The sequence below is a fragment of the Priestia sp. FSL W8-0524 genome (assembly GCF_038005965.1).
Taxonomy (GTDB): domain Bacteria; phylum Bacillota; class Bacilli; order Bacillales; family Bacillaceae_H; genus Priestia; species Priestia zanthoxyli.
The window spans coordinates 2162539-2187055 of the sequence record NZ_JBBOUG010000001.1; the positions used below are offsets into that span (position 1 = coordinate 2162539).

The 24517-nt window shown below is 38.4% G+C and carries 27 protein-coding genes; 4 read left to right on the forward strand and 23 right to left on the reverse strand.

The window, feature by feature from the left end; all coding sequences use genetic code 11:
• Positions 1 to 30: 30 nt before the first annotated feature.
• Both NST66_RS10845 and NST66_RS10850 read right to left on the reverse strand, forming a co-directional pair.
• Positions 31 to 1038 carry a hypothetical protein gene (locus tag NST66_RS10845; RefSeq protein ID WP_328180144.1) on the reverse strand — a complete coding sequence of 336 codons (1008 nt, stop codon included), beginning with the start codon at positions 1036 to 1038 and terminating at the stop codon, positions 31 to 33.
• A gap of 214 nt (positions 1039 to 1252) precedes the next feature.
• Entirely contained in the window at positions 1253 to 2656 is a 1404-nt protein-coding gene (locus NST66_RS10850; protein WP_049164657.1) for a glutamate decarboxylase, read from the reverse strand.
• A gap of 224 nt (positions 2657 to 2880) precedes the next feature.
• On the opposite strand from NST66_RS10850, the gene NST66_RS10855 reads away from it, so the two are divergent.
• On the forward strand, positions 2881 to 3402 hold the full coding sequence (locus tag NST66_RS10855) for a hypothetical protein (protein WP_034266323.1): 522 nt from the start codon (positions 2881 to 2883) through the stop codon (positions 3400 to 3402).
• 58 nt (positions 3403 to 3460) lie between these two features.
• On the opposite strand, the gene NST66_RS10860 is transcribed toward NST66_RS10855, so the two are convergent.
• The 11 genes from NST66_RS10860 to NST66_RS10910 all read right to left on the reverse strand — a co-directional run bounded on the left by NST66_RS10860 (position 3461) and on the right by NST66_RS10910 (position 13172).
• Positions 3461 to 3772, reverse strand: coding sequence for a hypothetical protein (locus NST66_RS10860; RefSeq protein WP_047750914.1), 312 nt, complete (start codon positions 3770 to 3772; stop codon positions 3461 to 3463).
• Between the two features lie 111 nt (positions 3773 to 3883).
• Positions 3884 to 5845 (reverse strand): translation factor GTPase family protein, encoded by a 1962-nt coding sequence (locus tag NST66_RS10865; RefSeq protein WP_328153491.1) that lies wholly within the window; start codon positions 5843 to 5845, stop codon positions 3884 to 3886.
• 116 nt (positions 5846 to 5961) lie between these two features.
• Positions 5962 to 6153: a hypothetical protein gene (locus tag NST66_RS10870; protein ID WP_033579057.1), complete on the reverse strand. Its 192-nt coding sequence runs from the start codon at positions 6151 to 6153 to the stop codon at positions 5962 to 5964.
• 295 nt (positions 6154 to 6448) lie between these two features.
• Entirely contained in the window at positions 6449 to 7243 is a 795-nt protein-coding gene (locus NST66_RS10875) for a formate/nitrite transporter family protein (protein WP_328153490.1), read from the reverse strand.
• A gap of 191 nt (positions 7244 to 7434) precedes the next feature.
• Complete coding sequence (locus NST66_RS10880; protein WP_034266345.1) at positions 7435 to 7779, reverse strand: DUF2294 domain-containing protein; 345 nt, start codon at positions 7777 to 7779, stop codon at positions 7435 to 7437.
• A gap of 396 nt (positions 7780 to 8175) precedes the next feature.
• Positions 8176 to 8367: a hypothetical protein gene (locus tag NST66_RS10885; protein ID WP_033579060.1), complete on the reverse strand. Its 192-nt coding sequence runs from the start codon at positions 8365 to 8367 to the stop codon at positions 8176 to 8178.
• 118 nt (positions 8368 to 8485) lie between these two features.
• Positions 8486 to 8677 carry a hypothetical protein gene (locus NST66_RS10890; protein ID WP_028413263.1) on the reverse strand — a complete coding sequence of 64 codons (192 nt, stop codon included), beginning with the start codon at positions 8675 to 8677 and terminating at the stop codon, positions 8486 to 8488.
• 101 nt (positions 8678 to 8778) lie between these two features.
• Positions 8779 to 9342, reverse strand: coding sequence for an MFS transporter (locus NST66_RS10895; RefSeq protein ID WP_033579062.1), 564 nt, complete (start codon positions 9340 to 9342; stop codon positions 8779 to 8781).
• A complete protein-coding gene (locus NST66_RS10900) occupies positions 9339 to 10775 on the reverse strand; it encodes an FAD-binding oxidoreductase (RefSeq protein WP_340843313.1) in 1437 nt (478 codons plus the stop codon). Before NST66_RS10900 ends, NST66_RS10895 begins: the two co-directional genes overlap by 4 nt.
• A 197-nt stretch (positions 10776 to 10972) precedes the next feature.
• Complete coding sequence (locus NST66_RS10905; RefSeq protein WP_014459963.1) at positions 10973 to 11110, reverse strand: hypothetical protein; 138 nt, start codon at positions 11108 to 11110, stop codon at positions 10973 to 10975.
• A 79-nt stretch (positions 11111 to 11189) separates the two neighbouring features.
• Positions 11190 to 13172 (reverse strand): methyl-accepting chemotaxis protein, encoded by a 1983-nt coding sequence (locus NST66_RS10910; RefSeq protein WP_340843314.1) that lies wholly within the window; start codon positions 13170 to 13172, stop codon positions 11190 to 11192.
• A 149-nt stretch (positions 13173 to 13321) separates the two neighbouring features.
• On the opposite strand from NST66_RS10910, the gene NST66_RS10915 reads away from it, so the two are divergent.
• Complete coding sequence (locus tag NST66_RS10915) at positions 13322 to 13546, forward strand: hypothetical protein (protein ID WP_014459961.1); 225 nt, start codon at positions 13322 to 13324, stop codon at positions 13544 to 13546.
• Positions 13547 to 13581: 35 nt separating this feature from the next.
• Here the strand turns inward: NST66_RS10915 and NST66_RS10920 are convergent, their stop codons facing one another.
• Positions 13582 to 14082 (reverse strand): metallophosphoesterase family protein, encoded by a 501-nt coding sequence (locus tag NST66_RS10920; protein ID WP_340843315.1) that lies wholly within the window; start codon positions 14080 to 14082, stop codon positions 13582 to 13584.
• A 156-nt stretch (positions 14083 to 14238) separates the two neighbouring features.
• Here NST66_RS10920 and NST66_RS10925 point away from each other — a divergent pair, with 156 nt between their 5' ends.
• Positions 14239 to 14538: a hypothetical protein gene (locus NST66_RS10925; protein WP_049164677.1), complete on the forward strand. Its 300-nt coding sequence runs from the start codon at positions 14239 to 14241 to the stop codon at positions 14536 to 14538.
• Positions 14539 to 14685: 147 nt separating this feature from the next.
• Positions 14686 to 15795 carry a metallophosphoesterase gene (locus NST66_RS10930; RefSeq protein ID WP_033579066.1) on the forward strand — a complete coding sequence of 370 codons (1110 nt, stop codon included), beginning with the start codon at positions 14686 to 14688 and terminating at the stop codon, positions 15793 to 15795.
• 20 nt (positions 15796 to 15815) lie between these two features.
• Here the strand turns inward: NST66_RS10930 and mug are convergent, their stop codons facing one another.
• The 9 genes from mug to NST66_RS10975 form a co-directional block, all read right to left on the reverse strand.
• Complete coding sequence (gene mug, locus NST66_RS10935) at positions 15816 to 16328, reverse strand: G/U mismatch-specific DNA glycosylase (RefSeq protein WP_049164679.1); 513 nt, start codon at positions 16326 to 16328, stop codon at positions 15816 to 15818.
• Between the two features lie 68 nt (positions 16329 to 16396).
• Positions 16397 to 17734, reverse strand: coding sequence for a coiled-coil domain-containing protein (locus tag NST66_RS10940; protein WP_049164682.1), 1338 nt, complete (start codon positions 17732 to 17734; stop codon positions 16397 to 16399).
• Positions 17735 to 18320: 586 nt separating this feature from the next.
• Positions 18321 to 19130, reverse strand: coding sequence for a uroporphyrinogen-III synthase (locus NST66_RS10945; RefSeq protein WP_340843316.1), 810 nt, complete (start codon positions 19128 to 19130; stop codon positions 18321 to 18323).
• Between the two features lie 27 nt (positions 19131 to 19157).
• Entirely contained in the window at positions 19158 to 19922 is a 765-nt protein-coding gene (locus tag NST66_RS10950; protein WP_033579070.1) for an IclR family transcriptional regulator, read from the reverse strand.
• Positions 19923 to 20053: 131 nt separating this feature from the next.
• Positions 20054 to 21418: an acetyl-CoA carboxylase biotin carboxylase subunit gene (gene accC, locus NST66_RS10955; protein WP_049164688.1), complete on the reverse strand. Its 1365-nt coding sequence runs from the start codon at positions 21416 to 21418 to the stop codon at positions 20054 to 20056.
• Between the two features lie 28 nt (positions 21419 to 21446).
• Entirely contained in the window at positions 21447 to 21908 is a 462-nt protein-coding gene (gene accB / locus NST66_RS10960; protein ID WP_034266373.1) for an acetyl-CoA carboxylase biotin carboxyl carrier protein, read from the reverse strand.
• A 22-nt stretch (positions 21909 to 21930) separates the two neighbouring features.
• Positions 21931 to 22926: a 5-oxoprolinase subunit C family protein gene (locus NST66_RS10965; protein ID WP_034266376.1), complete on the reverse strand. Its 996-nt coding sequence runs from the start codon at positions 22924 to 22926 to the stop codon at positions 21931 to 21933.
• Entirely contained in the window at positions 22923 to 23678 is a 756-nt protein-coding gene (gene pxpB / locus NST66_RS10970; protein WP_033579074.1) for a 5-oxoprolinase subunit PxpB, read from the reverse strand. The genes NST66_RS10965 and pxpB overlap by 4 nt, the downstream gene beginning before the upstream one ends.
• A gap of 17 nt (positions 23679 to 23695) precedes the next feature.
• Positions 23696 to 24487, reverse strand: a complete 792-nt coding sequence (locus NST66_RS10975; RefSeq protein ID WP_049164694.1) for a putative hydro-lyase — start codon at positions 24485 to 24487, stop codon at positions 23696 to 23698.
• Positions 24488 to 24517 lie beyond the last annotated feature (30 nt).

Genomic DNA, 24517 nt, shown 5'->3' on the forward strand with positions numbered 1-24517 from the left:
TCATCTATCATCTAAAAACCTACTACAGTATTAGTAACCATCTACCGTAACATCAGTAATTGACCCATCACTAGGACTTACTTGATACCAACCTTGTGTAGCTGTATGTTCCTCTCCTGTATCTTCATTATCCACAACATTTTCATAAACATGGATAATATAGTTTCCTGAGTCGTCAAGGTGATCGTATTCTACAAGAAGAGGTGAATCTTCAGATATGCCTTGTTGGTCACGAACTAGCTGGATAGCTTGGTCTTGGGAAACTGTTTGTTCGGCTGGTTCCTCTTCCTCAAGGGTTTCTGTATCTTCTTCTTGCTCTGCTTCCGATTCTGTTTGCGCCTCATCTTCTAAAGAAGCATCAGCTTCTTCCTCATCCGCTTTTGCCTGAGCTTCCTCTTCCTCCTGCTGTTTCTTCTCTTCTTCTGCTAAACGTTCTTCTTCCGCTTTACGATCTGCTTCTGCCTGAGCTTCAGCTTCTGCATCAGCCTTGGCCTGCGCCTCTTCTTCTTTTTGTCGGTCTTCTTCTAGCTGCGCGTAGTAATCATCTAATTCTTTTTCCATTTGCTGCTGCTCAAGGTCTGATAATTGCTTTTGTTGTTCTTGTATTTGGTTTTGAAGCAAAGCAATTTGTTCTTCTGAAGCATTATCAACAAAATTGATGTTTTCTACATAATCACCACTGGCGTCAAAATTAACTTCCATCATACAAAAAACATTTTGCTCTTGATTAATCCCGTAGTAAATATACTGATTGTCACCTACTTGGATATACTGATAACCATTCATTACGTTTAATAAGTAATCGCGATCAGCTTCTTTAGAATTAACGGCTTTTTTAATGGTTGATGCTTTTGTTTGTAATGTATTTGGCGATGATTCTTTTACAGCCGTTTTGTTGCCGTTTTCTTTCGTATGAACCGCTGTTGATTTCTCTGCAGACTCTTCTTTTTGCGATACCGTTTCACTGGACTCATCACTACACCCTGCTAGCAATACGGCTAACAACGGAATACCAAAAGCAACTTTCAACATTTTCATAGACTATTATCCCCTTTTTTTATCTTTTTTTAGGTTTTATATAATTCTAAAGAACTATAAAACCTTAGGGGTTATTATACCAAAATTAAGAAAATATAAGAATATTTTCTTGTTTGATTTATGGTATTTTTTTAAAAAGATTATCTTTTTATGCATAAAAAAACACAAAGCCATGTACTTTTCATAACACGGCTTTGTGTGTTCGTAATCGATGTTAATGATGAAATCCATTGTCGTATTTCGTGTCTTTAAGAACAGGTCTATCCAATGAGTTAAGAAATTCAACGGCTTGTTTGAAATTAACCATAAATAAATGAGCAAGGTCTCTTGAAAATCCATTTCTAACAACAATGCGCATGATTGTGATTTCTTCCATGTCTGCTGGGAGTGGATAAGCAGGCACTTGCCATCCATACGTGCGCAATTGTCTAGACAGGTCATAAAGAGTCCAGTTTGGCGTGTATCCTTCTTTTAGTTTCCAAGCAAGAACCGGGATATCTGAACCATCGGCGATAATTTCGAATGCGTCCATTTCTCCAATTTCTTTGCTGAGAAACAGCGCGTTTTCTTGGGAGGTTTTTTGCACGGCATAATAGCCCTCTTTACCTAAACGTAAGAAATTGTAGTACTGTAAAAGGACTTGTGCTCCTGGTCTAGAGAAGTTAAGCGCAAATGTTGGCATGTTGCCCCCTAAATAAGAAACGCGGAAAATAAGATCTTCAGGCAAGTCCTCTTTTTCTCTCCAAATCACCCACCCTAAACCAGGGTAGACTAAACCGTACTTGTGTCCCGATACGTTAATGGACTTTACTCGCGGCAAGCGGAAATCCCAGATAAGGTCTGGTTGAAGAAACGGAGCGATAAAACCTCCAGAAGCAGCGTCTACGTGGATAGGAATATCTAACCCTGTTTTCTCCTGTAACTCATCCAATGCTTTTGCGATAGCAGCAATTGGTTCGTAAACTCCTGTATACGTCACTCCAAGAATCGGTACGACACCAATTGTATTTTCGTCAACCGTATTAATGACGCCTTCTGGATCTAAATAAGGATGATCTGCATTAATGTTCACATAACGAGGCTCTACGTCCCAATAGTTTGCGAACTTCTCCCACACCACTTGAACGGATGAACTAAATACAATGTTCGGCCGGTCTGTTGATAGCCCTTTACTTTTACGCAGTTTCTGCCACCGCCTTTTTAACGCCAGTCCACCAAGCATACAAGCTTCAGATGAACCTGTAGTAGAAACACCCATCGTTGTATCAGGATTAGGTGAATTCCACAAATCCGCTAAAATACGTACACATCTCTCTTCAATAGCCGCTGTCTGCGGATACTCGTCTTTATCAATCATATTTTTATCAAAAGACTCTCCATACAAACGCTTTGCATCAGGCTCCATCCACGTAGTAACAAAGGTAGCTAAATTTAAGCGGGCATTCCCGTCTAAAGCAATTTCATCATGAATGATTTGATAAGCTGTTTCGGGAAGCATACCTTGATCACCAATACGCAGCCTTGGAATTGTCACTTCTCCTTGTCGAGAAAAAAGCGGATTAACAGGAAATTCATCAGGTAAATTTTTTTGTTCACGATGCGGATGCCATTGAGGCATAAAGTATCATCTCCTTATGTATATCTAACAAATTGCTTTACGTTCCACCTGGTGTTGTAACAAGCAGGTCTCCTTTACACATTATGAGCTTTGAAACCTATTTTCATTCTTTTCATTATTCGCAGCACGTAAGGACGAACTTTATTTAATAATACCCATGAAAATAGTCTTATCAAACTCAAAAGGTGTAAGATATGGTAATATATTCTAAAGGAGGTTTTTAGATGGAGAAACAAGGAATTATTTTGCAAGACAAGTTTTTCGAATTAGGTGAATCTCCTATTTATAATGAATCACAAGACATTGTTGGAAATGTCGCATATAAGTTATCTATTGCTAATAAATTTGAGATTTTGAAAAACGAAGAGACCGTGTTTACAGGTAAATCTAAAATGTTTGCCCTTATGCCAAAGCTGATTATTTCAGATCACCACGGAAATGAAGTTGGAATGATTCAACGGAAATTCACTTTTTTTAAAAAGAAGTATCTTTATATTAGAAACGACGGCGATACATATGAAATTACGGGGAATATAACAGATCGTAAATTTGACGTTTTGCGTTCCGGCGTTCCTGTCATTCAAGTCCGCACACTTTCTTCGTTTCTGTCATTACGTCCACACACGTTTGCTTTAGAATTTCTCGAACCTGATCTTGATAAGTGGGAAGGAATTGCGGTTGTACAAGGTGTAAGGATGATGGTAAAAGACGAAAACAGCAGTACAGCTACTGCTCCGGCTCAATAGTGGTTATGTGATATCAAAAAACGAACAAACTTTATATTGAAGTTTGTTCGTTTTTTGATTAAGGACCGAATACTAACGTACCGATGACATGGTAGCCAATTGGTACAAGAAACAAGATGATATTTAAAATAATCGCCCATAGACAGAGCTTGTCTTTTTTTATAAAAAAACCAATAATTGCAGGAACAACCATGAGCGGAACTAAAAAGATAGGTGCGATAATAGGAAGGCCTTGAAGCTTTTCAGCCGCAACAAGTCCTGTAAAAAAGTTAAGGATCAATAAAGTATTAATAATGACATATAAAAGTGAAATTCCTCCAAGAACCCCACCTATTATCCCGCTTTTAGTTGTTTTAACAGTAGCATCCACGTTTCTATCACCTCATTTTTTAGAAATATAAGTAAACTATACTATAATGTGGTTTTTATTGTAAAGGTAAGGTATGGAGAAAAAGCACTGTAGCAATTGCTACAGTGCTTTTTATAAACAGTGCATTTTTTCTTCTGCTTCTTTCCAAGGAACCGTATATCCCTGTCCTTTGGCGCAAAAGACAGAGGATGAGCTGTATTCCGGATCTGCCTCTTTATTGTAGCGGATTCGTTCAATAACTTCTTCTTCATTATGACAACGTTCATACCCTCCGAATAATAGAGACATCGCTCCTTTTCCGTGCGTAAAAGATGCTAGCGTCGAACCGTAGTTCATAAAAGTAGCAACAGGAACTTTCCCTGTAATAATCGCTTTGTTTTCGGTTGTTACAGGAGAATCAAAGCGGCCGTGTGCGCTTTGAACATCAGCTAATACCCTCCCCATTTGATCAATATCCACTTTAATTTTAAAGTCATAATACGGTTCTAGCACAATACTTTTGGCTTTTTCTAACCCTTGTCGTAATGCTCGGTACGTTGCTTCTCTAAAATCTCCACCGCTTGTATGCTTGTTGTGAGCTCGTCCGATACACAACGTCACTTTTAAATCAGTAAGAGGCGACCCCGTTAGCAAACCGTGATGCGGCTTTTCAAATATATGCTGACGGACTAGATTTTGATACCCAACGGATAAATCATCGGCGTGACAAGCATTTTCAAAGGTAATTCCGCTGTTTCGTTCCGCTGCTTCTATTTTCAAGTGAACTTCTGCATAGTGTTTCAACGGTTCAAAATGCCCGTAGCCCATCACTGTATTTTCAATGGATTCTTTGTACAAAATTTCTGGTTCTTCAAACTGTACGTTTATATTAAAACGTTCTTTTATCAGTTTTTCAAGAACTTCAAGCTGAATGGCTCCCATCACATGAATATGAAGCTCTTGAGTCCTTTCTTCCCACGTCACATGTAAAGAAGGATCTTCGGCATCTAATAGTTGAAAAAGTTTAATTCCTTCTTTTGGATGAACAGAAGGCTCAAAAACAACTTTTGATTTTAACGTAGGCAAAAGTTCGTAGGAGCGGCTTTCTTTTAACGTTCCAAGACCGTCTCCAACGGATGCTGAAGTCAATCCTGTAACTGCAAAAAGTTCGCCGGCTGAACCTTCATTTACGTTTTTAAATGTGCTTCCGTTATAAGCACGAATTTGAGTGATTTTTTCTTCGTATAGCTCTCCGTTTTTTTCATAAGCCACTTCATCACGCACTTGCAGTGTCCCGCTTAGAGCTTTGATAAACGTGATGCGCATGCCGTTTTCATCGTGCCGAATTTTATATACACGCCCTGAAAATGCTTCTTCCTGCGAGTAGTGAGTTTCTGATAGCAAATCGAGCTTTTCTAAAAAACTTTCAATACCGATGTCTTGCAAAGCTGAGCCACAAGCACACGGGAAAATCTGATTGGCTTGAATAAGCTTTTGCATAGCCGCTTTCCAATAAGCTTGATCATTCTTGCCTTCCATAAATGCATCCAAAAGCTCTTCATCTTTTTCAGCTATAAATTCAATAAGTTCCTCACTTAACGAACCATCTATAAGATCTGATGTTATGTCAAAAACATCAGCGGTTAAGTTATGTTTAATATCGTTTATAACACGTTCAGGATCTGCTCCTACACGATCAATTTTATTGATGAAAAAGAATACGGGCACACGATGTTTTTGAAGCAGCTGCCAAACCGTTTCTGTATGGCCTTCAACTCCTTCTACTGCACTTAAGATAACAATCGCATAGTCCATCACTTGAATAGAACGTTCCATTTCAGGTGAAAAATCGACGTGGCCAGGCGTATCAATTAAATAATAAGTAGAACCGTTATATGAAAAAGTTCCTTGATCAGCAAATACCGTAATGCCCCGTTCTTTCTCAATCGTATGAGTATCAAGAAACGAGTCTTTGTGGTCAACTCTTCCTCGCTTTTTAATACTTTTTGTGTGGTAAAGAAGCTGCTCCGAAAACGTAGTCTTCCCTGCATCCACATGCGCTGCAATACCGATTGTTTTGTTGAATTGTTTCATTGTTAAATACCACCTTACTGCTGTATGTATAGCTGTTATTCTCTATTTTATAATAATCGTAAGAAAAAGTGGACGACAAAGGCCTAGAGCTGCTCACATCAAAAAAGAATGCGTGATTAAACATCGCATTCCCTTTTTGTACGGCGTTTAGTATCTTTTCTGCCTTTTGCTATAAAAATAGCTGCTATAAGGCACCCAATTCCAGCTAAGTGCATGATGTTATTACCTGTCGCCCCTAGACTGTTACTAGTCAAACCAACTAAAATACTACCAAGTATAATCAATAAAACAGCAAGCATGAACTTCATTTTTTCACTCTCCGTTAGCGTTAGTAAGTTATTAAATATGATTTGCATATGAATCATATAAAACAGTAAGTAGTACTAGATATTCAATTGCGAATGTATTAATCAACATCTAGTTAACCATAATATTATTATGAAAATAATAGTGTGGATTCAAACGCTCATGGTACCATATTCTAATCGATTTATATGTTATCATACATAAATTGTTAAAAGTACATTTTTTCACCTTTCACTATCAAAAAAGCAGCCTCTTTACTAAGAGACTGCTTTTTTAATGACAACTGATAAATCCTGATTAAGAAGCTTTTTTTAATCGTTCTTTTTGTTTCTGTTGATAAGAAGAAAAATAAATAAGGCCTACAAATACAGCTCCACCTATCATATTTCCAATAAAGGTAGGGATAATATTTGTCATAAAATCAATCCATGTAAAATGACCTGCAAAAATAGCGGCGGGAATAATAAACATATTGGCTACAACGTGCTGAAAGCCAATCGCAACAAATGCCATAATCGGAAACCAAATACCAAGAATTTTCCCCGTAACGTCGTCAGCGCCGTATGAAAGCCAAATAGCTAAACATACAAGCCAGTTGCAGCCCACGGCAGAAATAAGCGTTTTTAAAAATGAGTCGTCAATTTTAGCTTGAGCAATTGCTACCGTTTTATCTAAAAAAGGCCCCGTTTCTGTTAACCCGACAATATGTCCAAAGAAATACGCAATAAATACGGCACCTAAAAAGTTAGCAAGCGTGACCCAAAACCAGTTATGAAGCAAGTGACGAAGCGAAATTTTTCTTGCATACAGGGCAATGGAGACACACATCATATTCCCCGTAATGAGCTCTGCTCCGCCAAGTACTACCAGCATAAGACCTACAGGAAAGACGGCCCCTCCTAAAAGATTTGATAAACTTCCCCATTCAGCTGGTAAATTACCAATGACGCGCACATCTAGTAAAAAACCAAGCGCAATAAATGCGCCTCCTAGAAACCCAAGCATAAGAATAGAAGAAAGGGATAACTTTGTCTTTGAAACCCCCGCTTCTAAAGCGATGTTTAACATTTTATCCGGCTTGTGAAATGCCATAAAACTCCTCCTTAATTAAAAAAGGCAGCACTCAAAAACACCTTTTACACAAGGTTTTTGAATGCTGCCTAATAATCCTGCACTTTCTTTACAGTATATCAGTCATCATTATTTATAATAAAACTAAATAAAAAACAAGCAGATCCTACTTCTCTTTCATTTAATTAAATTATGTATTTTGCGTTGTTCTTCTACTGAATATTGGTTTCAAACACAAATACGGAAACGGCGATATCTTCTTCCACTTTGATATCGGAAAATAAATAGTTCAGCTTAGCTCCTAACAAGTCTTCAAGTCCTTCTGGAGGAGATGAAGCATAAAGGTTTTGAATAAGCTTCGTTCTTGCCATATGTACCGTCTCTTTACCTTCGGTTGTTCTCGCGATAAATTGTTCAGCTGACGTTAAGTTGCCGTACAAAGTTGAAATAGCCATGTTTTGAACGAATACAGTATGAATTCGTTCTGGACCTTTTCCAAAAAGTTTTTTGCGCAGCTTTCGGATAATATCATTAAAATCATGTATTTTTTTAGACACCGGTGTATGCCTCCGCTTATCTCGAGTATGTCTGTCCTGCTCATTCAAGTTTTCAACTAAGAATAAGTTACATTATACATGACGACGTTTACATTGTATACAATGTATCTGTTTTATTCTTATTAATCCAAACAATTGCAAAACTTTTACGGAATGAAAAAAAATCCTTCACTTATTAAAGTGAAGGATTACCTTTATATCTCTACTTAAAGGTTACAAATGAATTCTCAGTTATCAAAGAAATAACTAAGAACTTCGACAAGATAGCATGTCAAAATAGTCAAGTGGTATGTTTGTACCAGTACTTAATGCTATCACGTTAAAGTCATGGAATCCACTTAGTTTACTTTCATAATACTTTATTTAATTTAAATATTGTTTTTTGATAGGTAGCCCTTAATCTTCATCACGATCTGCTCTAAATTCATCATCAGATAATGAATTTAGTTGATGGCTAAGCTTTTCGTAGTTATCTTGTTTTTGATTTTGTTGTACATCATTAGATATAGGAGTTTTACTAGAAACAGTAGATTTTTTTCTAGTCTCTTCGCTTCCGCTAACTCCAAACCCAACATTGTTATCTGTCATCGGATTCACCTCTTTAACTGTTATTATGGAGAATTGCTCTAAAAAAATAACAGGAAACAAAAGGGACTCCGACTTAGCTAATAGCGGTCCAAGCTTCCTTATTTAACCTAAACCGTATTTAAATAAGAAAATGACCCGCTTTAACTCCATAGACAATACCGATAAAAAAACTTGCTATACCTAGTGTTTGACTTTTACATACATACTTTATAGTTAAGCCTGGAATCAGACCCCATATAATGATGAAAATAGCGAACGATACTATAATAGAAGACCATGCATCTTGCCCTGATATACTTATACCTTGCATAAACGTTTCTCCTTTCAGTACTTATATCGGGAGAACATAAATTTTTTATAGTATCTTACTGTACGAACTAAAAAATTCAGGTGACCTGTCCATATATGCTTTTACAGCGAATGGTGGCGTTCAAGCTCGATTGTTTTTGGTTTTTGCCATATTAATACCCCTGCCGCTACGTACATAAACGAAGTGATGTAAAAAAGGCTTCCGATTGTCAGAAAATCAATGATATACCCTGTTGCAATAACGGCCAAGGCTGCCCATATAGAGGTCCATAAATGATAGTGTCCTACTTGTTTTCCTGTGTGAGCACGATCTGTCTGCCTAGATAACGCTATTTTTTCTGCTGTTTTTTGAAGAGCTCCAAGCAGACCCATTATAATTTGAATGATATACACCTGTGTGATCGTTGTTAAAACGGGAATCACAATCATAACAACGGCCATCCCAAACGTATATAAAAGAAGCAAGCGCTTTTCTCCTACTCTGTCACTCCATGAACCGATCAACGGATGACTCAAAGCTGCGGTTAAAGCAAAAATTCCGTAAGCTAAGCCAAATTGTGAATAGCTATCGCCAAGATTTCGAAGCAATAAAAGGTAAAAAGGAAACACAATACTGCTTGCGGTAATCATCAGGCTTTGTGAATGTAAGAGTTGTTTGTACGTCATTTTCCATACTCCTTATAAAATAAATTAACGAACGTTTCGTTCCGGTCATATTTTCTTTTCAAATTAAAAAAGGCGGTTGTATGAGGGTAAGCCTCTTCTAACTGCTTCTTGCTTGGGTAGCCGTAGTAAGGCAAGTAATAGCTTCCCTGATGCTGCAGCGTCACATCCACCATTTTTCGGACAACTCTTTGTGTATCAGAGATGCCTTGATTGTCTCTTTTCTGGTTAATAAGTAAAACAAGAGCAAACATATCGTCTTTTGCATAAGACATGACGGCTTTATTATCCTTCTCTACATAGCGAACGGTAATGTTCAATAAATTTAATTCCTCAGTTGATAACACTTGACGTAAATCATCGATGTAAGAAGCAAATTCATCAACTGGAACAAAGTATTCTTGCAAAATTTCCGTCCGGCTAGCACTTTCGTATTCCATAAAATCACTTTCAGAACGCATAACATTATTTCTTGTTTCAAGCCGTCCATTTTGTTTTAAGAAATAAGCCTTTTGTGTTTCCCACAGCATATCTTTGCCCCAGTCGCTATACCGAGACAGCCCTAGCATAAATTTAGGAAGTGCCACTATTTTTTCTGTTTTGAGCGGTTCGTTTGCAGTAGAAGTATTTTGAGAAGATAAACGGTAGTTTGTGACGTACATATCTGTTAGCAATTGATTAGGAGAAACGGAAATACGCGCCATATGCATACGAACGTCAGGATTATGCTGTACGTAGTTTTTAAAATACGCTGTATACTGCCTATAATCTAAGCGAATAATTTCATCTTCGTACCATTCATCGTCCGTCAAACGAAGCGTCACATCTAAAATGACCCCAAATAACCCGTAGCCTCCGTTTACTAAAGAAAACAGCTCGGGGTGTTTCGTCCGGCTAATTTCGATAATAGATCCGTCCGCCTGCAGGAGACGCATAGATTTGACCGTATCCATTAAAGAACCGTATCGAATATCTCTGCCGTGTACGTTCACGCTAATAGAACCTCCAACGGTAAAAATATTTTGTGATTGCATAACTTTAAGAGCAAGACCGTCTTTATGTATATATTGCTGAATATCATTCCACGTTGTCCCGCTTTGAACCGTAATTTCTTTTTGACGGGGCTTGTAATCTATAATTTTATTGTACTGCTTCATATCAAGTAAAATAGCATTAGGATAGTATGTCTGCCCTCCTTGGCTGTGCTGCATGCCTGAAATCGCTATTTTTTCATGATGCTGTGAAGCGGTTTTTACCCAATTTTTCAGCTGTTTTTCAGTGGTTCCATGCTTTATTTCTTTGACTTTTGTAGGAAGAAGCTGCGCAACATCCTCCGTTACAGGACGGGTTTGCTGCTGTTTATAGATATGATATGAGGTATACGAACCTACTAGATAAAAAGATAAAAAAGATCCTAACAACAGGTTTTTCTTCATCGCAAACTGTAAGCTCCTTTCTTTATTTCTGTGAAATTATACCATACAAAAGGTGAAATAACACTAATATAGTGTATTTTTACACTGTATTATAGCTTATTTTGAGAAAGTATATGAAAAAAGCTTGTAATTTAATGTATGTTAACCTTATTGAAACAAAAAAAGAAAAGACCTAGGTCTTTTCTTTTTTTGTTTTTTTATTTTTCAGCTTCGTATGCAACTAAAGCTACTCTTTTTCCCAACGTTTGTTGAAACTGCTCTTCTAGTTGTTTAAGCTTCGCATGCATATCATCGTTAATTGAAGCTGGCTCAAAGGTCATTTTTGTTTGCTCCATCAGATACTTTCACCTCTTTCGTGTGTGTATGTTCTACTTTTTCCAATATAAAAGAGGTCTATGACGATTTGACGAAAGTTTACAAATTAAATTTACTGATGAGCGCTGTTAATTGTTCTGCCATTTGAGACAGAGATTGTGCGGAAACAGCAATTTCCTCCATTGAAGCCAGCTGCTCTTCAGTTGATGCAGCCACTTCTTCAGATGTAGCTGCATTTCCTTTAGCAAGGATTGCCATTTCACCTGCTGTACGAGCCACTTCTTCAACCGCTGCTGAAATTTGCTGAGCAGTCGCAGCCACTTCTTCTACTTGCGGAGTCGTTTCATTCATGCTGCTTAGAATCTGTTCGAACTTTTGAATAGCCGTTTGTGAAATTGTTCGTCCTTCTTCAACTTTGTTTGTAACTTGCTCCATTGTATGTACAGATTCCTGAGTATCTTGTTGAATAGCTTGAATAAGCTCAGAAATTTGAGACGCAGAAACTTGTGATTGTTCTGCCAGCTTTCTCACTTCCGCTGCTACAACAGAAAAACCTTTTCCATGTTCCCCAGCTCGTGCCGCTTCGATTGCAGCATTTAAGGCTAGTAAATTTGTTTGAGCAGCAATGCCGCTGATTACTTCTAAAATGGTTCCAACTTCTTTTGAACGTTGAAACAAAGTACGAATCGTTGTATTAGATAGCTCGACGGACTGAGAAATGGATTCCATTTGTTCGACCGTTTCTCTCACAGCTTTTCCACCTTCTACCGCTTCAGACGTTGTGTGATTTGATAGCTGAGAAACAGTTTCTGTACGCTTGGCAATCGTATAAACTCCTTGTACAATCTCATCTAAAGAAGCTGCATTTTGGTCAATAACAGCCGTTTGTTTTTCCGCACTAGAAGCCACTTCTTGTATCGCAACCGATACTTGTTCAGTCGCAGCGCTCGTTTGCTGTGAACTGGCCGTTAGCTCTTCTGAAGAAGCAGCCACTTGTTCTGCACTCATTTCAACATTTTGAATTAATGTACGAAGGTTGTTTTGCATCTGACTAAAAGCATACCCTAACTCACCGATTTCATCCTTTGAATTGACGGTAATCGCTGTTGTCAAATCTCCTTCACTAACGCTTAGAGCCTGATTCTTAAGCTGTTTGAGCGGTTTAATAATCGATTGTAACACCACAAAAATGGTAAGACTCCCGATTATCAGACAAACTACAATAATAAATAGTGTTTTGTAAAAAATAGGATGTGCTGCTTCACTCACTTCTGATGAATACATAGTGCCTGCAACTTTCCAGTTCGTTGTTTTATTTGTCGTAAAGACCATCTTTTTTTCATCACCGTTAAAGGTATATTCAAAGAATCCGGATCTCTTTGCATAAAGCTTGTCAAAAAGAGAATCTGTTGCTTTTGTACCTGCTTTTTCCGTAGGGTGAACAATATATTTTCTTTCTCCATCTAAAAGAAATGGATATCCTTTTTCTCCGATTTTCACTTTGCTGACAGCTTTATTGATGCGGCTTATATCTAAATTTAAAGCAATAACCCCTGTGCCATCCGCCGTTGTTTTTGCTACAGTAATAACGGTTTGACCTGTAGAGGCTGAGGGATAAGGTTCAGTGACAACTGTTTTCCCTTTGTTCTGCATGGCTAGCTTGTACCAATCTCGTTCTCTGGGATCATAGCCTGCTTGTGTCACTTTTTTAGGCGCTTGAATAAACTTCCCCTGCTGATTTCCTGTAAAAATGCTGACGGCTTCTGGATGAAGCGAAGCATATAAGTTAAAATCTTTGCTTAAAGTAGCCATATCTTTTTCATTGTAGCGCTCGTTGTTTACCACTGATGCAAAAAACTCTACATCATGAATTTTGGGTCCAATGGTATCGTCAATCACTGAATTAATGGACTGTACATTTTGCTGTGCTGTGTTAATAATTTGGTTTTCAATTTCATGTTTCGCTGTTATGTAAGCTGATACACCTATCGTAACAGATGGCACTAATAAGATCGCTGCAAATGCTAGCACCAGCTTTGTCTTAAAGTTATTAAGGGACCTTTTTTTTCTTACTCTCTCCATGCTATGTAGCCTCTCTCTCTGTAGTTAAAAGTGATCGTGCACTTCCTTTCTATCGGCAAGACTTCATATTCCTTTAGTCATCGAGTGTATACATAATTAACAATGGGAGTGAAAAGATAAGAGTACGATAAAAAAAGTAGGTGATTTTAATGGAAGAAAGTAAAAACAGCAAGTCTTTTTCAATGTTTGAAACAGAAAAGGTTCAGCGCGGAGAAGAAAAAGATATTTTTAATATCTATAAAGAAGGAGTAAAAATTGCGGAAGTAAGAGGAACGGATCCTCAAACTCAGCAGGTTATTCCGATGCATGACTTGAACGACTATGAAGAAAATAAGCTTCACGAATATATCGCTCATTTAGACCACACAACGTAAACGTAAAAGTGCTAAAACAAGAGTCCCCTCTTGTTTTAGTCTTTAGAATCATAAAAAACATGTTCAAAGTGCAGCGTGTCTTTTTGTATGTACAGCAGTCCAAACGAAAATTGCTTTTGACGCCGCTTGTCAGTAGCGGAACCTGGATTAAACAATGTAATATCACCAATTTGTTTATGAACAGGAATATGAGAATGACCAAAAATTACTGCATCGACTTGTTGATGTTCAAATGCCAAAAGTGCACGTTTTTCAGTCGTTTTTCCTTTGCCATGACCGTGGACTACGCCAATCGTAACATCATCAAACGGAAGAAGTAATGAAGTTGGAAGTACTTGCTGAAGCTCTTCACTGTCCACATTTCCAATCACGCCGTGTAAAGGAGCAAAAACGCGCAGTTCATTGTAGACATCTATCGTTTGAAAATCTCCGGTATGAATAATCGCATCAGCTGTTTTCAGTTCGGCTAGGAGTCTCTTTGGAAAATGTTTCGCTCTTTTGGGGATATGAGTGTCACCTAAAATAACGATCTTCATTTATGATACGCTCCTTTTTCATTCAATATGGTGTAGTGTAGCGTATTATGTTGTAATGAAGCAACTCTATACGGAGCGTCAGGCAAAAAATTTCTCTTTTTCGTTTAAGTTTGCGAAAATACTTTACATACTAAGTTACAGAATGGAGTTTTCGAAATGGAAGTAAAAATTAATCGAAACGCAGCAAAAGTATTAAAAAATGCCTTGGCTAGCCCAGAAGGTCAAGGAAAAATGATCCGTGTATATGTAACTATCGACCACGGTGATCATGCGCATTATGATTGGAAATTCGATACGCCGACTGAACATGATGAAATCGTAAAAACAGATAAAGATATCGATATCGTTTTAGATAAACGCGAGAAATTTTTAGAAGGCGTATGGATTCAATATTTCCACGTTCCAGAGCCTGAATTTGTGATTAGCAGCCTTCACCACGCGCAGCACCATCATTAATACAAAAAACACACCTTGTTTTATAGGTGTGTTTTTTCGTTTGTGAAACAGGCAAAAATTTTATTGATGAAAGAAGAGATAAAATTTTGTTGAAGCAATAAAAATGAGCTATAGTGGAATTACGGATGAAAGAAAAGAGGTTAGCGTATGAAAGTAAGTGTGTTAGTAAGGTCTATTTTAGTTGTTATTTTATATAATTTATTCGTTCTGTACATCGGATGGAACGCTTGGGTGTGGCTTCACACAATGTTTGAAGTGGAAAACAAATGGATTCTTACGGTGATCGTTGTGTTTTTTGCTTATTCCTTTATCATCAGTCGCGCGTTTCAACAAGTGAGCATGTTTAAAATTGTAGGATCGTATTGGTTAGGATTTATTCAATATTCAGTTCTTTTGCTTCCTATAAGTAATCTAGCCGTATATATTCTCACTTTTCTAGGCGCTTCGCTTTCTACAGCTATCGATTCAATCGGACTTTTCATGATTGCTGCTTTTTTATTCATTTTTGCTTACGGTACGTATAATGCTTACAGTCCTGTAGTAAGAAAATATACAATTTCGCTTCCTAAAAAGACGAATCGGAAAAACCTTCGCATTGCCGTAGCATCTGATATGCACTTTGGCACATTGTCCGGCAAAAAACATTTACAGCGGCTAATCACTCATGTACAAAAGATACAGCCAGATCTTATTTTACTTCCTGGAGATATTATTGACGATGACCCCCACGTATTTTTTAAAAAAGAAATGGATTATATGATGAAGCAGCTCAAAGCTCCTTTAGGCACATATGGAATCTTGGGAAACCATGAGTATTACGGCGGGAAGATCCCTCAGTTTGTGGAAAGAATGAAAGAAATGAACATTCCTATTTTAATGGATGAAGTGTTAAACATAGGCGATAGCTTGTACTTAATTGGAAGAAAAGATAAGACGGATAAAAATCGAGACAGCTTTTTCGATTTAGCGAGTGAAACGGATCGTTCTCTTCCGGTCATTGCGATGGATCATCAGCCGCTTTCTTTAAAAGAAGCGGAACAAGCAGGCGTAGATTTACTTCTATGCGGTCATACTCACAGAGGACAAATGGCACCTAATCATTTGATCACAAAGCGGTTATTTGAAATTGATTGGGGCTACAAACAAACAAATCAGCTGCATACCATTGTCTCTTCAGGATTTGGCTTTTGGGGTCCTCCTCTTCGAATCGGAAGCCGGTCAGAAATTATTCAAATTGATATTTCATTTACAAAATAGAGAAAGCCTTAGGGCTTTCTCTATTTTAATGTACGCAGCAACTTCGGAAGTTCTGCGTAAATAGCCACTACTTCATCTATTTTCATCCGAACGAGCCCGCTTGAAGACGGGGCAACAAAATCCATTATTCCTGATACCATCGATTCTTCTTGTTTGCCCCACTTTACTTGCTTGCGTCCACTGTACTGCTGATAGACACCTTTTCCAACAAAACAAACGATTTTAGGCGTGTATGTAGCGATTTTTTTCTTTAGGATTTCTCTGCCTTCTGCATATTCTTCTTTTGTAATCTCATCAGCTGCCTTTGTAGCACGCTCCACAATATTTGTTAAACCGTATCCTAGCTGTAACAGCGAGTGATCTTCCTCGGGATGGTATTTACGATCTGTTAAACCTGCTTTATGAAGAATCGTCCAGAAACGATTGGTTGGATTAGCAAAATGATGACCCGTTTCACCGGAACGGATGCTTGGGTTAAAACCGACAAATAAAATATCTAAGTTGGGCTGTATATGATCAAAAATAGAGTTCATAGTCATACGCTCCTTACAATGTAAAAAGAAAACATCCAAATTGGATGTTTTCTTTTTACTATACCCTATTAAATACGAACTACGCGTCCGTTGAATTTTTGTTTCCAGTAGCCGCTGCTCATGTTTGCAATTGCAACACCTGTTGAGCTTTGAGCACCGATGAACTTGCCGCCGCCTACATAAATACCAACGTGTCCGTCTTTTTTATATGTATCGAAGAAAACAAGATCTCCAGGCTGCATTTGACTAGAAGACACTTGCGTTCCAGCATGCTTTAACGTTTCTGTACTTACAGATCCAAGAGGCCCAAGGTTAACACCAACTTGAGAATATGCCCAGTGTACAAATGACGAGCAGTCAAATAAACCGTGGTTAATATCAGACTGGCTGCGTCCTCCGCCAAATACGTAAGCAGAGTTTCCAATCCAGCGGTTTCCTACCGTTACAACATTGCTAGCTTTTGGAGCCGGAGCGCTTGTAGGTGCAACATCATTGCTGCTTGCTTTTGGTGCTGCTTTAGGAGAAGGCGAATCAGCTTTTTCAGCTGGTTCCGCCGTTGCTTTTTGAGCTTGTTCGGCTGCTTTCTTAGCTGCCTCTTTAGCTGCCTGTTCAGCTGCTTTTCTTGCTGCTTCTTCCGCCGCTTTTTGATCTTTAATATTTTGTTCAAGCGTAGACTGTTCATTCGCAAGAGAGCTGTCTTTTGATTGTAGAGAAGCTTTTAGTTCTTCATTTTTTGCTTCTTTATCTTTTAGTTCTTTTGCCAACGCATCTTTTTGTTTCTTTTGAGCTGCTAGCTGGACAGTCATTTCATCCAGTTCTGCCTTCATATCTTCTAAGCTAGCAAGCTTAGATTTAACATCTGCTTGTTTTGTTTTTAGTTCGTCTTGCATATTTTTAGTTTCTTTTAAAATACCGCGGTCTGCATCTACAATAGTCGAAACAGCTAGCGCGCGGTCTACAAAATCACCAAAACTTGAAGAACCGAGTAAAACTTGTAAATACTCTACGTTACCGCCGCTTTCTTGCATGGAACGTGCACGATCTTTTAAAATATCATTTCGCTTTTTAAGTTTTTCTTGAAGCAGCTTAATTTCTTTTTCAAGCTGGTCTACTTGTTTAGACGTTTCTTTAATATCCGCTTCTGTTTTTTGGGCTTTTTGATTATTTTCTTCTTCTGCTAATGTTAATCGCTCAAGCTGTGCTTTCATTTGATCTTGTTCTGCTTGAAGGCGTGTTAATTCATCAGAAGCTGCTTTGATGTTAGATTGCACATCTTGGCGTTGATTTTGAATTTGAGATTTTTGTGATTCCATATCCTGAATGGTAGAGGCATACGCTGGAGTTGATAAAACTCCTCCTAGGCCTAATAAAACCGTTGTGTTAAGTAAAAGCATTTTCTTTTTCAATATGAATTCCTCCGCTTTCTCGCTCTGTTAAACTAGTAATTTCTAATTATGTATCAATATGTATAAAAGTCTGACAATTTATGTAAAGTTCACTGTATTTGTCGATAAATAGCTAAATATGCTAATGAAAATCTACGAAAATTATACCACGATAAACGTTCAAAAAAAGAATAACAATATTACAATTGTATTTCAGTAATGTAACATTTAACGCTTGTGTATACATTCACTTCTTGCCTGCAAAAATATACCTTTATTTCCCCATGCCAGTGAAAGATCTATCAAGCTTCAAACAGCAGTGCTTTTAGCGTTATAAAGTAGATAATTATTATTGTTTAAGCTGTTTAGATTTAAGATATTTCTAAAAGAAACGTAACAACTCTTTAACATATTCGTCTATTTTTACCCTTTATCTACCATTTTTACAATATTTGAAAATGATTTTCTGGAATAACAATGGATTTATTTCTATTCGATGTTTGAAGAAGTTCAAAAAGAGGACAATAGGCAATTTTCAAACAATATTCGACAACGCTTGGATGAAGCCATACAAAAAACCTTCTCGCCATGAGGCGAGAAGGTTTTTTTAATCACGCTGCTGATAATAGTGTTCTAAAGCTACAATTGCGCTTCCCATTCTTTCTTGGTCAGGAATAACAATACGATCTACTCCTTCTTCTTTTAAAGCAGCAGCGGTTACTTTCCCAACGACCACAGCTACTACAGAGCTTTCAAAGAGTTCTCGAATGTGATCAGCTTGTCCGTGTTCTCTTGCAAACGAAAATAAAAAGCGGGCCTGCGGAGCGCTTGTGAAATTAACAGCATCGACTTTCCCGCTTGTTAATTCGTTTATAAGCTGTTCCATGACTTCTGCTTTTGGAGGAATATGCTGATACGGTAAAATCTCTTTGAATTGGGCTTTTTGATTCGAAAGAAAATCAATCAATTTTGGTGCAGGATCTCCGTGAAGCTGAAGCGCTACATGCTTTCCTTCAAAAGAAAACGAATGAAGCGCTCTGACTAGGCCCGCTGTACTTCCATCATCATCTCGAACGGTTGGAGTAACACCGAGCTTTTTTAACATATTTACGGTTTTATACCCGCGTGCAGCAATATTAGCTGCTTGTAAAGAAGAAAGGAATTCATCAGCTAGTCCTAGCTTATCTGCTGTTTTATATAAAATTTCCGTCCCGACGCCTGTCGTAAAAATAAACCAATCATAATTTCCTTTTACCAGTTCTTTAATATCTGCTTCTAAGTGTGTGTCATCTAAAAAGATGGTTCCTTGTGCAGGTCGCACAAGCGGGGTCCCGCCAAGGTTTTCAACAATTTTGCTGATTTCTTCTACTTTACGCTGACCTACGAGTGCGACTGTTTTACCTTCTAATCGTTTCAATGGTTTACCTCCATTTTTCTATGTATGCTACTTTAATGAACCTTGATAACCGAGTTTTTCAGAAATTAGGCTCGCCGCTTCTGTTACTTTTTGAATAATGAACGGCAGTCTGTCTCCTTGAAATCTCGCTTCAATTCCCGCTACGCTAATGCCTGCAACCACTTCATTTTGATGATTTACAATCGGCGCGCTCACGGATGTTGTAAAGTTTTCTAATTCAGAGGTGCTAATGGTATACCCTTTTTCTTTTGCTTCTTTTAATACATTTCTTAGTTTCTTTTGATCTGTAATGGTTCCAATACCTATTGGAGTTAGCTCCGTTTGAGTAATATATGCCTCTTGTTCTTTTTCGGGTAAATGCGCCAAAATAATGCGTGAACAAGCTCCTGCATAAAGAGGTGAACGCCTTCCAATTGATGTATAGAGACGCACGGGATGAAGCGTATCTACTTTTTCAATATACATGGCTTGATCCCCATCTCGTACAATTAGATTAACCGCTTCTTCTACTTCGTCTCGGAGCGTTTCCATTACGGGCTTTGCGATATTTCTAATATCTAAGCGATTAGCCACTAGCTGACCAAATTGCAAGAATAAAAGTCCTAGCGAATAGTATCCTTGCGCGTCTTTTGTTAAAAATCCCATCTCTTCAAGCGAACCAACCATTCGATGCAAAGAAGTTTTCGGAACGCCTGAATATTCCATCATTTCTGTGAAGGTCAGCTTAGGGTGGTTGATAAAAAGCGTGAGAATCTGCATGGATTTAACGACTGTTTTATTGTTAGCTTGCATAAAACCTTCTCCCTTATTTGTGCGAATACATGTATTTGATAGAAGTATAGCTTACTAGCTAATCATATGTTCTTTTTATTATACATGAAGAAAAAAAGGAAAGCACTCCCTTATAAGAGCACTTTCCTTTCTTACACCGTTTCTAGTTCTTTAATTGAAATAGGGTTACTTTCTAGAAATTTGGTTGTAAAATCCCCTTCTTTAAAAGAAGGATGATTCAGTAATTCTAAATGAAAAGGAATAGTTGTGTGAATACCTATAATGATAAATTCTTCGAGCGCACGTTTCATTCGTTGAATCGCTTCATTTCGGTCTTTCCCTGTTACAATTAATTTCGCCACCATTGAATCATAAAATGGAGAAATTTCATAGCCTGGGTAAACCGCGCTGTCTACACGAACGCCGTAGCCGCCAGGAGGTAAATACATCTCGACTTTTCCAGGAGAAGGCATAAAGTTTTTAGCCGGATTTTCTGCGTTGATTCGACATTCAATTGCCCATCCCTTTAACTGAACATCCCGCTGAGCAAATGATAGCGGGTAGCCTGCTGCTACTGAAATTTGTTCTTTAATTAAGTCGATATTTGTTACAAGTTCTGTAACAGGGTGTTCAACTTGAATCCGTGTGTTCATTTCCATAAAGTAAAAATGTCCGTGTTTATCTAACAGAAACTCCACCGTTCCCACACCTGTATAATCGACTGCTTTAGCTGCCGAGACTGCCGCCTTGCCCATTTTCGCACGAAGATTTTCATCTACTGCAGGAGACGGAGCTTCTTCTACTAATTTTTGATGACGTCGCTGAATTGAACAATCTCGTTCACCTAAATGAACTACATTACCTTCTTCATCAGCAACAATTTGAATTTCGATATGTTTCGGTTCTTCTAAATATTTTTCAAGGTATACTCCGCCGTTTCCAAAAGCTGTTTCTGCTTCGTGCTGAGCTTGACGAATCGCTTTTTCTAGCTCCTCTTCGCTATGAGCTAGCCGCATTCCTTTTCCGCCGCCGCCCGCTGTAGCTTTTACAATGATTGGATAGCCTATTTCTCTTGCTACTGGAATAGCGGTGCTGCTATCTTCAATCAGTCCTTCCGTGCCAGGTACAATAGGCACACCGGCTTGTTTCATTGTTTCTCTTGCTACAGCTTTTGCTCCCATTTTACGGATGGCTTCCGCTTTTGGACCAATAAAGGTAATATCATAGGATTCACACATCTCAGCAAAATCAGCATTTTCAGCTAAAAATCCGTAGCCGGGATGAACAGCGTCTGCCTTGGTTACTTGTGCTACGGTAAGCAAATTCCGAATATTTAAGTAGCTTTCTTTAGAAGATGTTTTACCAATACAAAATGACTCATCTGCTAGCTTTACGTGAAGTGCATCTTTGTCTGCTTCTGAATACACGGCCACGGTTGCAATTCCCATCTCTTTACAAGCTCGAATGATACGAACTGCAATCTCACCGCGGTTTGCGATTAACACTTTTTTGAACATAGTGGCTCCTCCTGACAATATGTATACTTTAATATGATTTTACGGTAAATAGAGGCTGTCCAAACTCAACAACATCTCCGTCTTTCACAAGAATTTCAAGCACTTCTCCTTCCATTCCTGCATCTACTTCGTTAAACAGCTTCATCGCTTCAATTACACATACAACATCTTTACGTTCAATAGTTTGTCCTACTTGAACAAACGGATCAGCGTCTGCTTCTGGCTTGGCGTAAAAGGTTCCAACCATTGGTGATAAGATTTGTTTTTCATTATTCTCTGCTGCGTTTACAGACATAGAATCTTGAGGCGTTTGCTCAGCAGCAGCGGCTTTTACTTCCTCTGTTTTTACTTCTGTAACAGCTGTGTCTTCTAAAGGAATTCCCGCTTTATCAATGACAACTTTTGTTCCTTCATGTTCAATATGGAGCTTTTGAATACCAGATTCATTCATTAATGAAACAACTTCTTGCAATTCACGTACGTTTATCATTTCTTGTCACTCCCGTTTTGTGTTATTTAGTTGAAGCAAGGTTAATAGCAATCTTCAATTCTTGAAGCATCTGTTCTTTTTCTAAATAGATTTTTTCTGCTTCATGAAGCGAAATGTGAGAAAAATAGATAGATTCTCCGGGCTTTACTTGAGCTAAAAGCGGTAAATCCGCTGTGATGACTTGAGCGATTTTAGGATATCCTCCTGTAGTTTGACGGTCTGCTAACAGGATAATGGGATTTCCATCTGGCGGGACTTGAACAGAACCTTGTGAGACGGCTTCAGACAATAGCTCTTTTTTTTCTTGAAGCTGAAGAGAAGGTCCATCCATTCGATAGCCCATTCGATCTGATTGATTTGATACTTTAAAGGGTTCTTGAGTAAAATGACTTTGGCTTTCAGCTGTAAATAAATCAAATTGACCCCCATTCATAACACGGACACTTGGTTTCTTTGTAAAATGGACAAATTCTTTATAATTTACGGACCATGAAGAAGTATATACTCCGTTTATCAGTTCATTGGAAAGAAAAGCAGGCTTTGAAGCAGCAGGAACAGATAGAGGTAAAACGTCGTCTGTTTGTAATGCTCTTCCTTTATAGCCACCAATTTCCCCCCTCAAATACGTGCTTTTACTATTTAACACTTCATTAATAGAAAATCCTCCAGCTACAGATAGATAGGAACGACAACCAGTTCTACAAGGCCCAAATGATAAAGTGCCTCCTTTTGGAATAAATAAAGGTTTCCACATCGGGACTGGCTTTCCGTTGACCGAAGGAGTTAAATCTCCACCTGTGATCGCTACTAAACAATCACTTTCTATTTCAAGGGTAGGCCCCATTAGCGTAACTTCAAGTCCCGCTTCTTTTTCATCGTTACCAACTAGTAAATTAGCAATTCGAAGAGAATAAGAATCCATTGCACCGCTTACAATTACACCGTGCTGCTGAAATCCTTTTCTTCCCAAATCTTGAATGCTTGTTAATAACCCGGCTTTACTAACTCTTATACTCATTTTTCTCCCTCCTTTGCCTGTAGTTCTTGATACTCTTCTTTAGAGATAGGCTCAAATTTTACAATATCTCCAGCCTGCAGCAAACTTGGAGGATTTTGCTCCGGCAAAAACAGTTTAATCGGCGTTTGACCAATTAGCTGCCATCCTCCGGGAGTGGAAATAGGATACACTCCTGTTTGCATTCCTGCAATACCAACCGAACCTGCAGGAATAGAGGTGCGAGGAGACGAGCGGCGAGGCGTAGCAATTTTTTCAGATAGTCCTCCGAGAAACGGAAATCCAGGAGCAAATCCAATCATGTACGCTAAGTACTCGCCTTCAGAATGAATACTTATTACCTCTTCAGGTGTTAAGTTATGGTGACGAGCGACATATTCAAGATCAGGTCCATACTCTCCTCCGTAGCAAACTGGAATGGAAACCGTACGATGGTCTAACTCTTTTTCTGTCTGTTCGTTCTCTAATTTGCTTTGAAGGATAGAAGACACTACTTCAAAAGGAGACACAAATTCTTTTTTCTCCTTCTTTTTCACGGCTGCTACCACTTCAAGAGGGTTATAAAAGATCGTAAGGTTCGTAAATGCCGGCACGCATTCAATAAACCCAGGGAAAGGATTTAATTCTATTGAATCTTTACACGTTTTGATTTGTTTATGAATATCGTACTGAATACTATCTCCAAACGTTATAACAAGCGCTGAGTCGCCAAGCGGAGAAATAACAGCTGGCGCTTTTGTTATGGTTTGATTCATATCTACACCTCTTTCTTTTATAAAACACCTAGTTTTTCATCTCGAATATCTGTAATAAACATATGTCCAGGAGCATGTGTAATCATAATAGAAGGTTTTGTTTCCATTGCTACAGCTTGAGGAGTTACGCCACAAGCCCAGAACACGGGAACTTCGCCTTCTTTGACGGAAACAGCATCGCCAAAATCCGGAGAGTGAAGGTCTTCAATACCTATTGCAGCGGGGTTTCCAATGTGAACAGGTCCTCCGTGCACAGCTGGAAAACGTGAAGTTACTTGCGCTGCCCGCACTACGTCTTGCTGAGGAATTGGGCGCATACTAACGACCGTCGAGCCGTGGAATATTCCCGCTTCAGCGCATGAAATATTTGTTTTATACATAGGAACATTACAGTTTTCTTCAATGTGACGAACAGGTATGCCGTTGTTTAAAAGTGCGTGTTCAAATGTAAAACTGCAGCCGATGAGAAAAGCTACCATATCTCCTGTCCAATAGTCTTTGATATCGGTTACTTCTTTTACCAGTTCCCCATTTTCATAGATTCGATACTTCGGAATGTCTGTACGAATATCTCCGGACGGAGCCGCAAACTTTGGAACAGGAGATCCAACGTCCGTTACATCTAAAAGAGGACAAGATTTAGGATTACGCTGACAGAACAATAGAAAGTCAAAGGCTTGTTTCTTTGGTAAAATAGCTAAATTAGCTTGAGCATAGCCGTTTGCCATGCCTGCCGTTGGGTGAATAAGCTGGTTGTTACGGATTTGCTGACGAAGTTCAGCTGGAGTTAGTTGTGAAAGGTTTGACATGTTTCTATCTCCCATCATTACCCGCACGCA

Excerpts from the sequence above, each read along its gene's own strand:
- NST66_RS10845 (WP_328180144.1), bottom strand. The coding sequence starts at position 1,038 with ATGAAAATGTTGAAAGTTGCTTTTGGTATTCCGTTGTTAGCCGTATTG.
- NST66_RS10850 (WP_049164657.1), bottom strand. The coding sequence starts at position 2,656 with ATGCCTCAATGGCATCCGCATCGTGAACAAAAAAATTTACCTGATGAA.
- NST66_RS10855 (WP_034266323.1), top strand. The coding sequence starts at position 2,881 with ATGGAGAAACAAGGAATTATTTTGCAAGACAAGTTTTTCGAATTAGGT.
- NST66_RS10865 (WP_328153491.1), bottom strand. The coding sequence starts at position 5,845 with ATGAAACAATTCAACAAAACAATCGGTATTGCAGCGCATGTGGATGCA.
- NST66_RS10870 (WP_033579057.1), bottom strand. The coding sequence starts at position 6,153 with ATGAAGTTCATGCTTGCTGTTTTATTGATTATACTTGGTAGTATTTTA.
- NST66_RS10875 (WP_328153490.1), bottom strand. The coding sequence starts at position 7,243 with ATGGCATTTCACAAGCCGGATAAAATGTTAAACATCGCTTTAGAAGCG.
- NST66_RS10885 (WP_033579060.1), bottom strand. The coding sequence starts at position 8,367 with ATGACAGATAACAATGTTGGGTTTGGAGTTAGCGGAAGCGAAGAGACT.
- NST66_RS10890 (WP_028413263.1), bottom strand. The coding sequence starts at position 8,677 with ATGCAAGGTATAAGTATATCAGGGCAAGATGCATGGTCTTCTATTATA.
- NST66_RS10895 (WP_033579062.1), bottom strand. The coding sequence starts at position 9,342 with ATGACGTACAAACAACTCTTACATTCACAAAGCCTGATGATTACCGCA.
- NST66_RS10900 (WP_340843313.1), bottom strand. The coding sequence starts at position 10,775 with ATGAAGAAAAACCTGTTGTTAGGATCTTTTTTATCTTTTTATCTAGTA.
- NST66_RS10905 (WP_014459963.1), bottom strand. The coding sequence starts at position 11,110 with ATGGAGCAAACAAAAATGACCTTTGAGCCAGCTTCAATTAACGATGAT.
- NST66_RS10910 (WP_340843314.1), bottom strand. The coding sequence starts at position 13,172 with ATGGAGAGAGTAAGAAAAAAAAGGTCCCTTAATAACTTTAAGACAAAG.
- NST66_RS10915 (WP_014459961.1), top strand. The coding sequence starts at position 13,322 with ATGGAAGAAAGTAAAAACAGCAAGTCTTTTTCAATGTTTGAAACAGAA.
- NST66_RS10920 (WP_340843315.1), bottom strand. The coding sequence starts at position 14,082 with ATGAAGATCGTTATTTTAGGTGACACTCATATCCCCAAAAGAGCGAAA.
- NST66_RS10925 (WP_049164677.1), top strand. The coding sequence starts at position 14,239 with ATGGAAGTAAAAATTAATCGAAACGCAGCAAAAGTATTAAAAAATGCC.
- NST66_RS10930 (WP_033579066.1), top strand. The coding sequence starts at position 14,686 with ATGAAAGTAAGTGTGTTAGTAAGGTCTATTTTAGTTGTTATTTTATAT.
- mug (WP_049164679.1), bottom strand. The coding sequence starts at position 16,328 with ATGAACTCTATTTTTGATCATATACAGCCCAACTTAGATATTTTATTT.
- NST66_RS10950 (WP_033579070.1), bottom strand. The coding sequence starts at position 19,922 with ATGCAAGCTAACAATAAAACAGTCGTTAAATCCATGCAGATTCTCACG.
- accC (WP_049164688.1), bottom strand. The coding sequence starts at position 21,418 with ATGTTCAAAAAAGTGTTAATCGCAAACCGCGGTGAGATTGCAGTTCGT.
- accB (WP_034266373.1), bottom strand. The coding sequence starts at position 21,908 with ATGATAAACGTACGTGAATTGCAAGAAGTTGTTTCATTAATGAATGAA.
- NST66_RS10965 (WP_034266376.1), bottom strand. The coding sequence starts at position 22,926 with ATGAGTATAAGAGTTAGTAAAGCCGGGTTATTAACAAGCATTCAAGAT.
- pxpB (WP_033579074.1), bottom strand. The coding sequence starts at position 23,678 with ATGAATCAAACCATAACAAAAGCGCCAGCTGTTATTTCTCCGCTTGGC.
- NST66_RS10975 (WP_049164694.1), bottom strand. The coding sequence starts at position 24,487 with ATGTCAAACCTTTCACAACTAACTCCAGCTGAACTTCGTCAGCAAATC.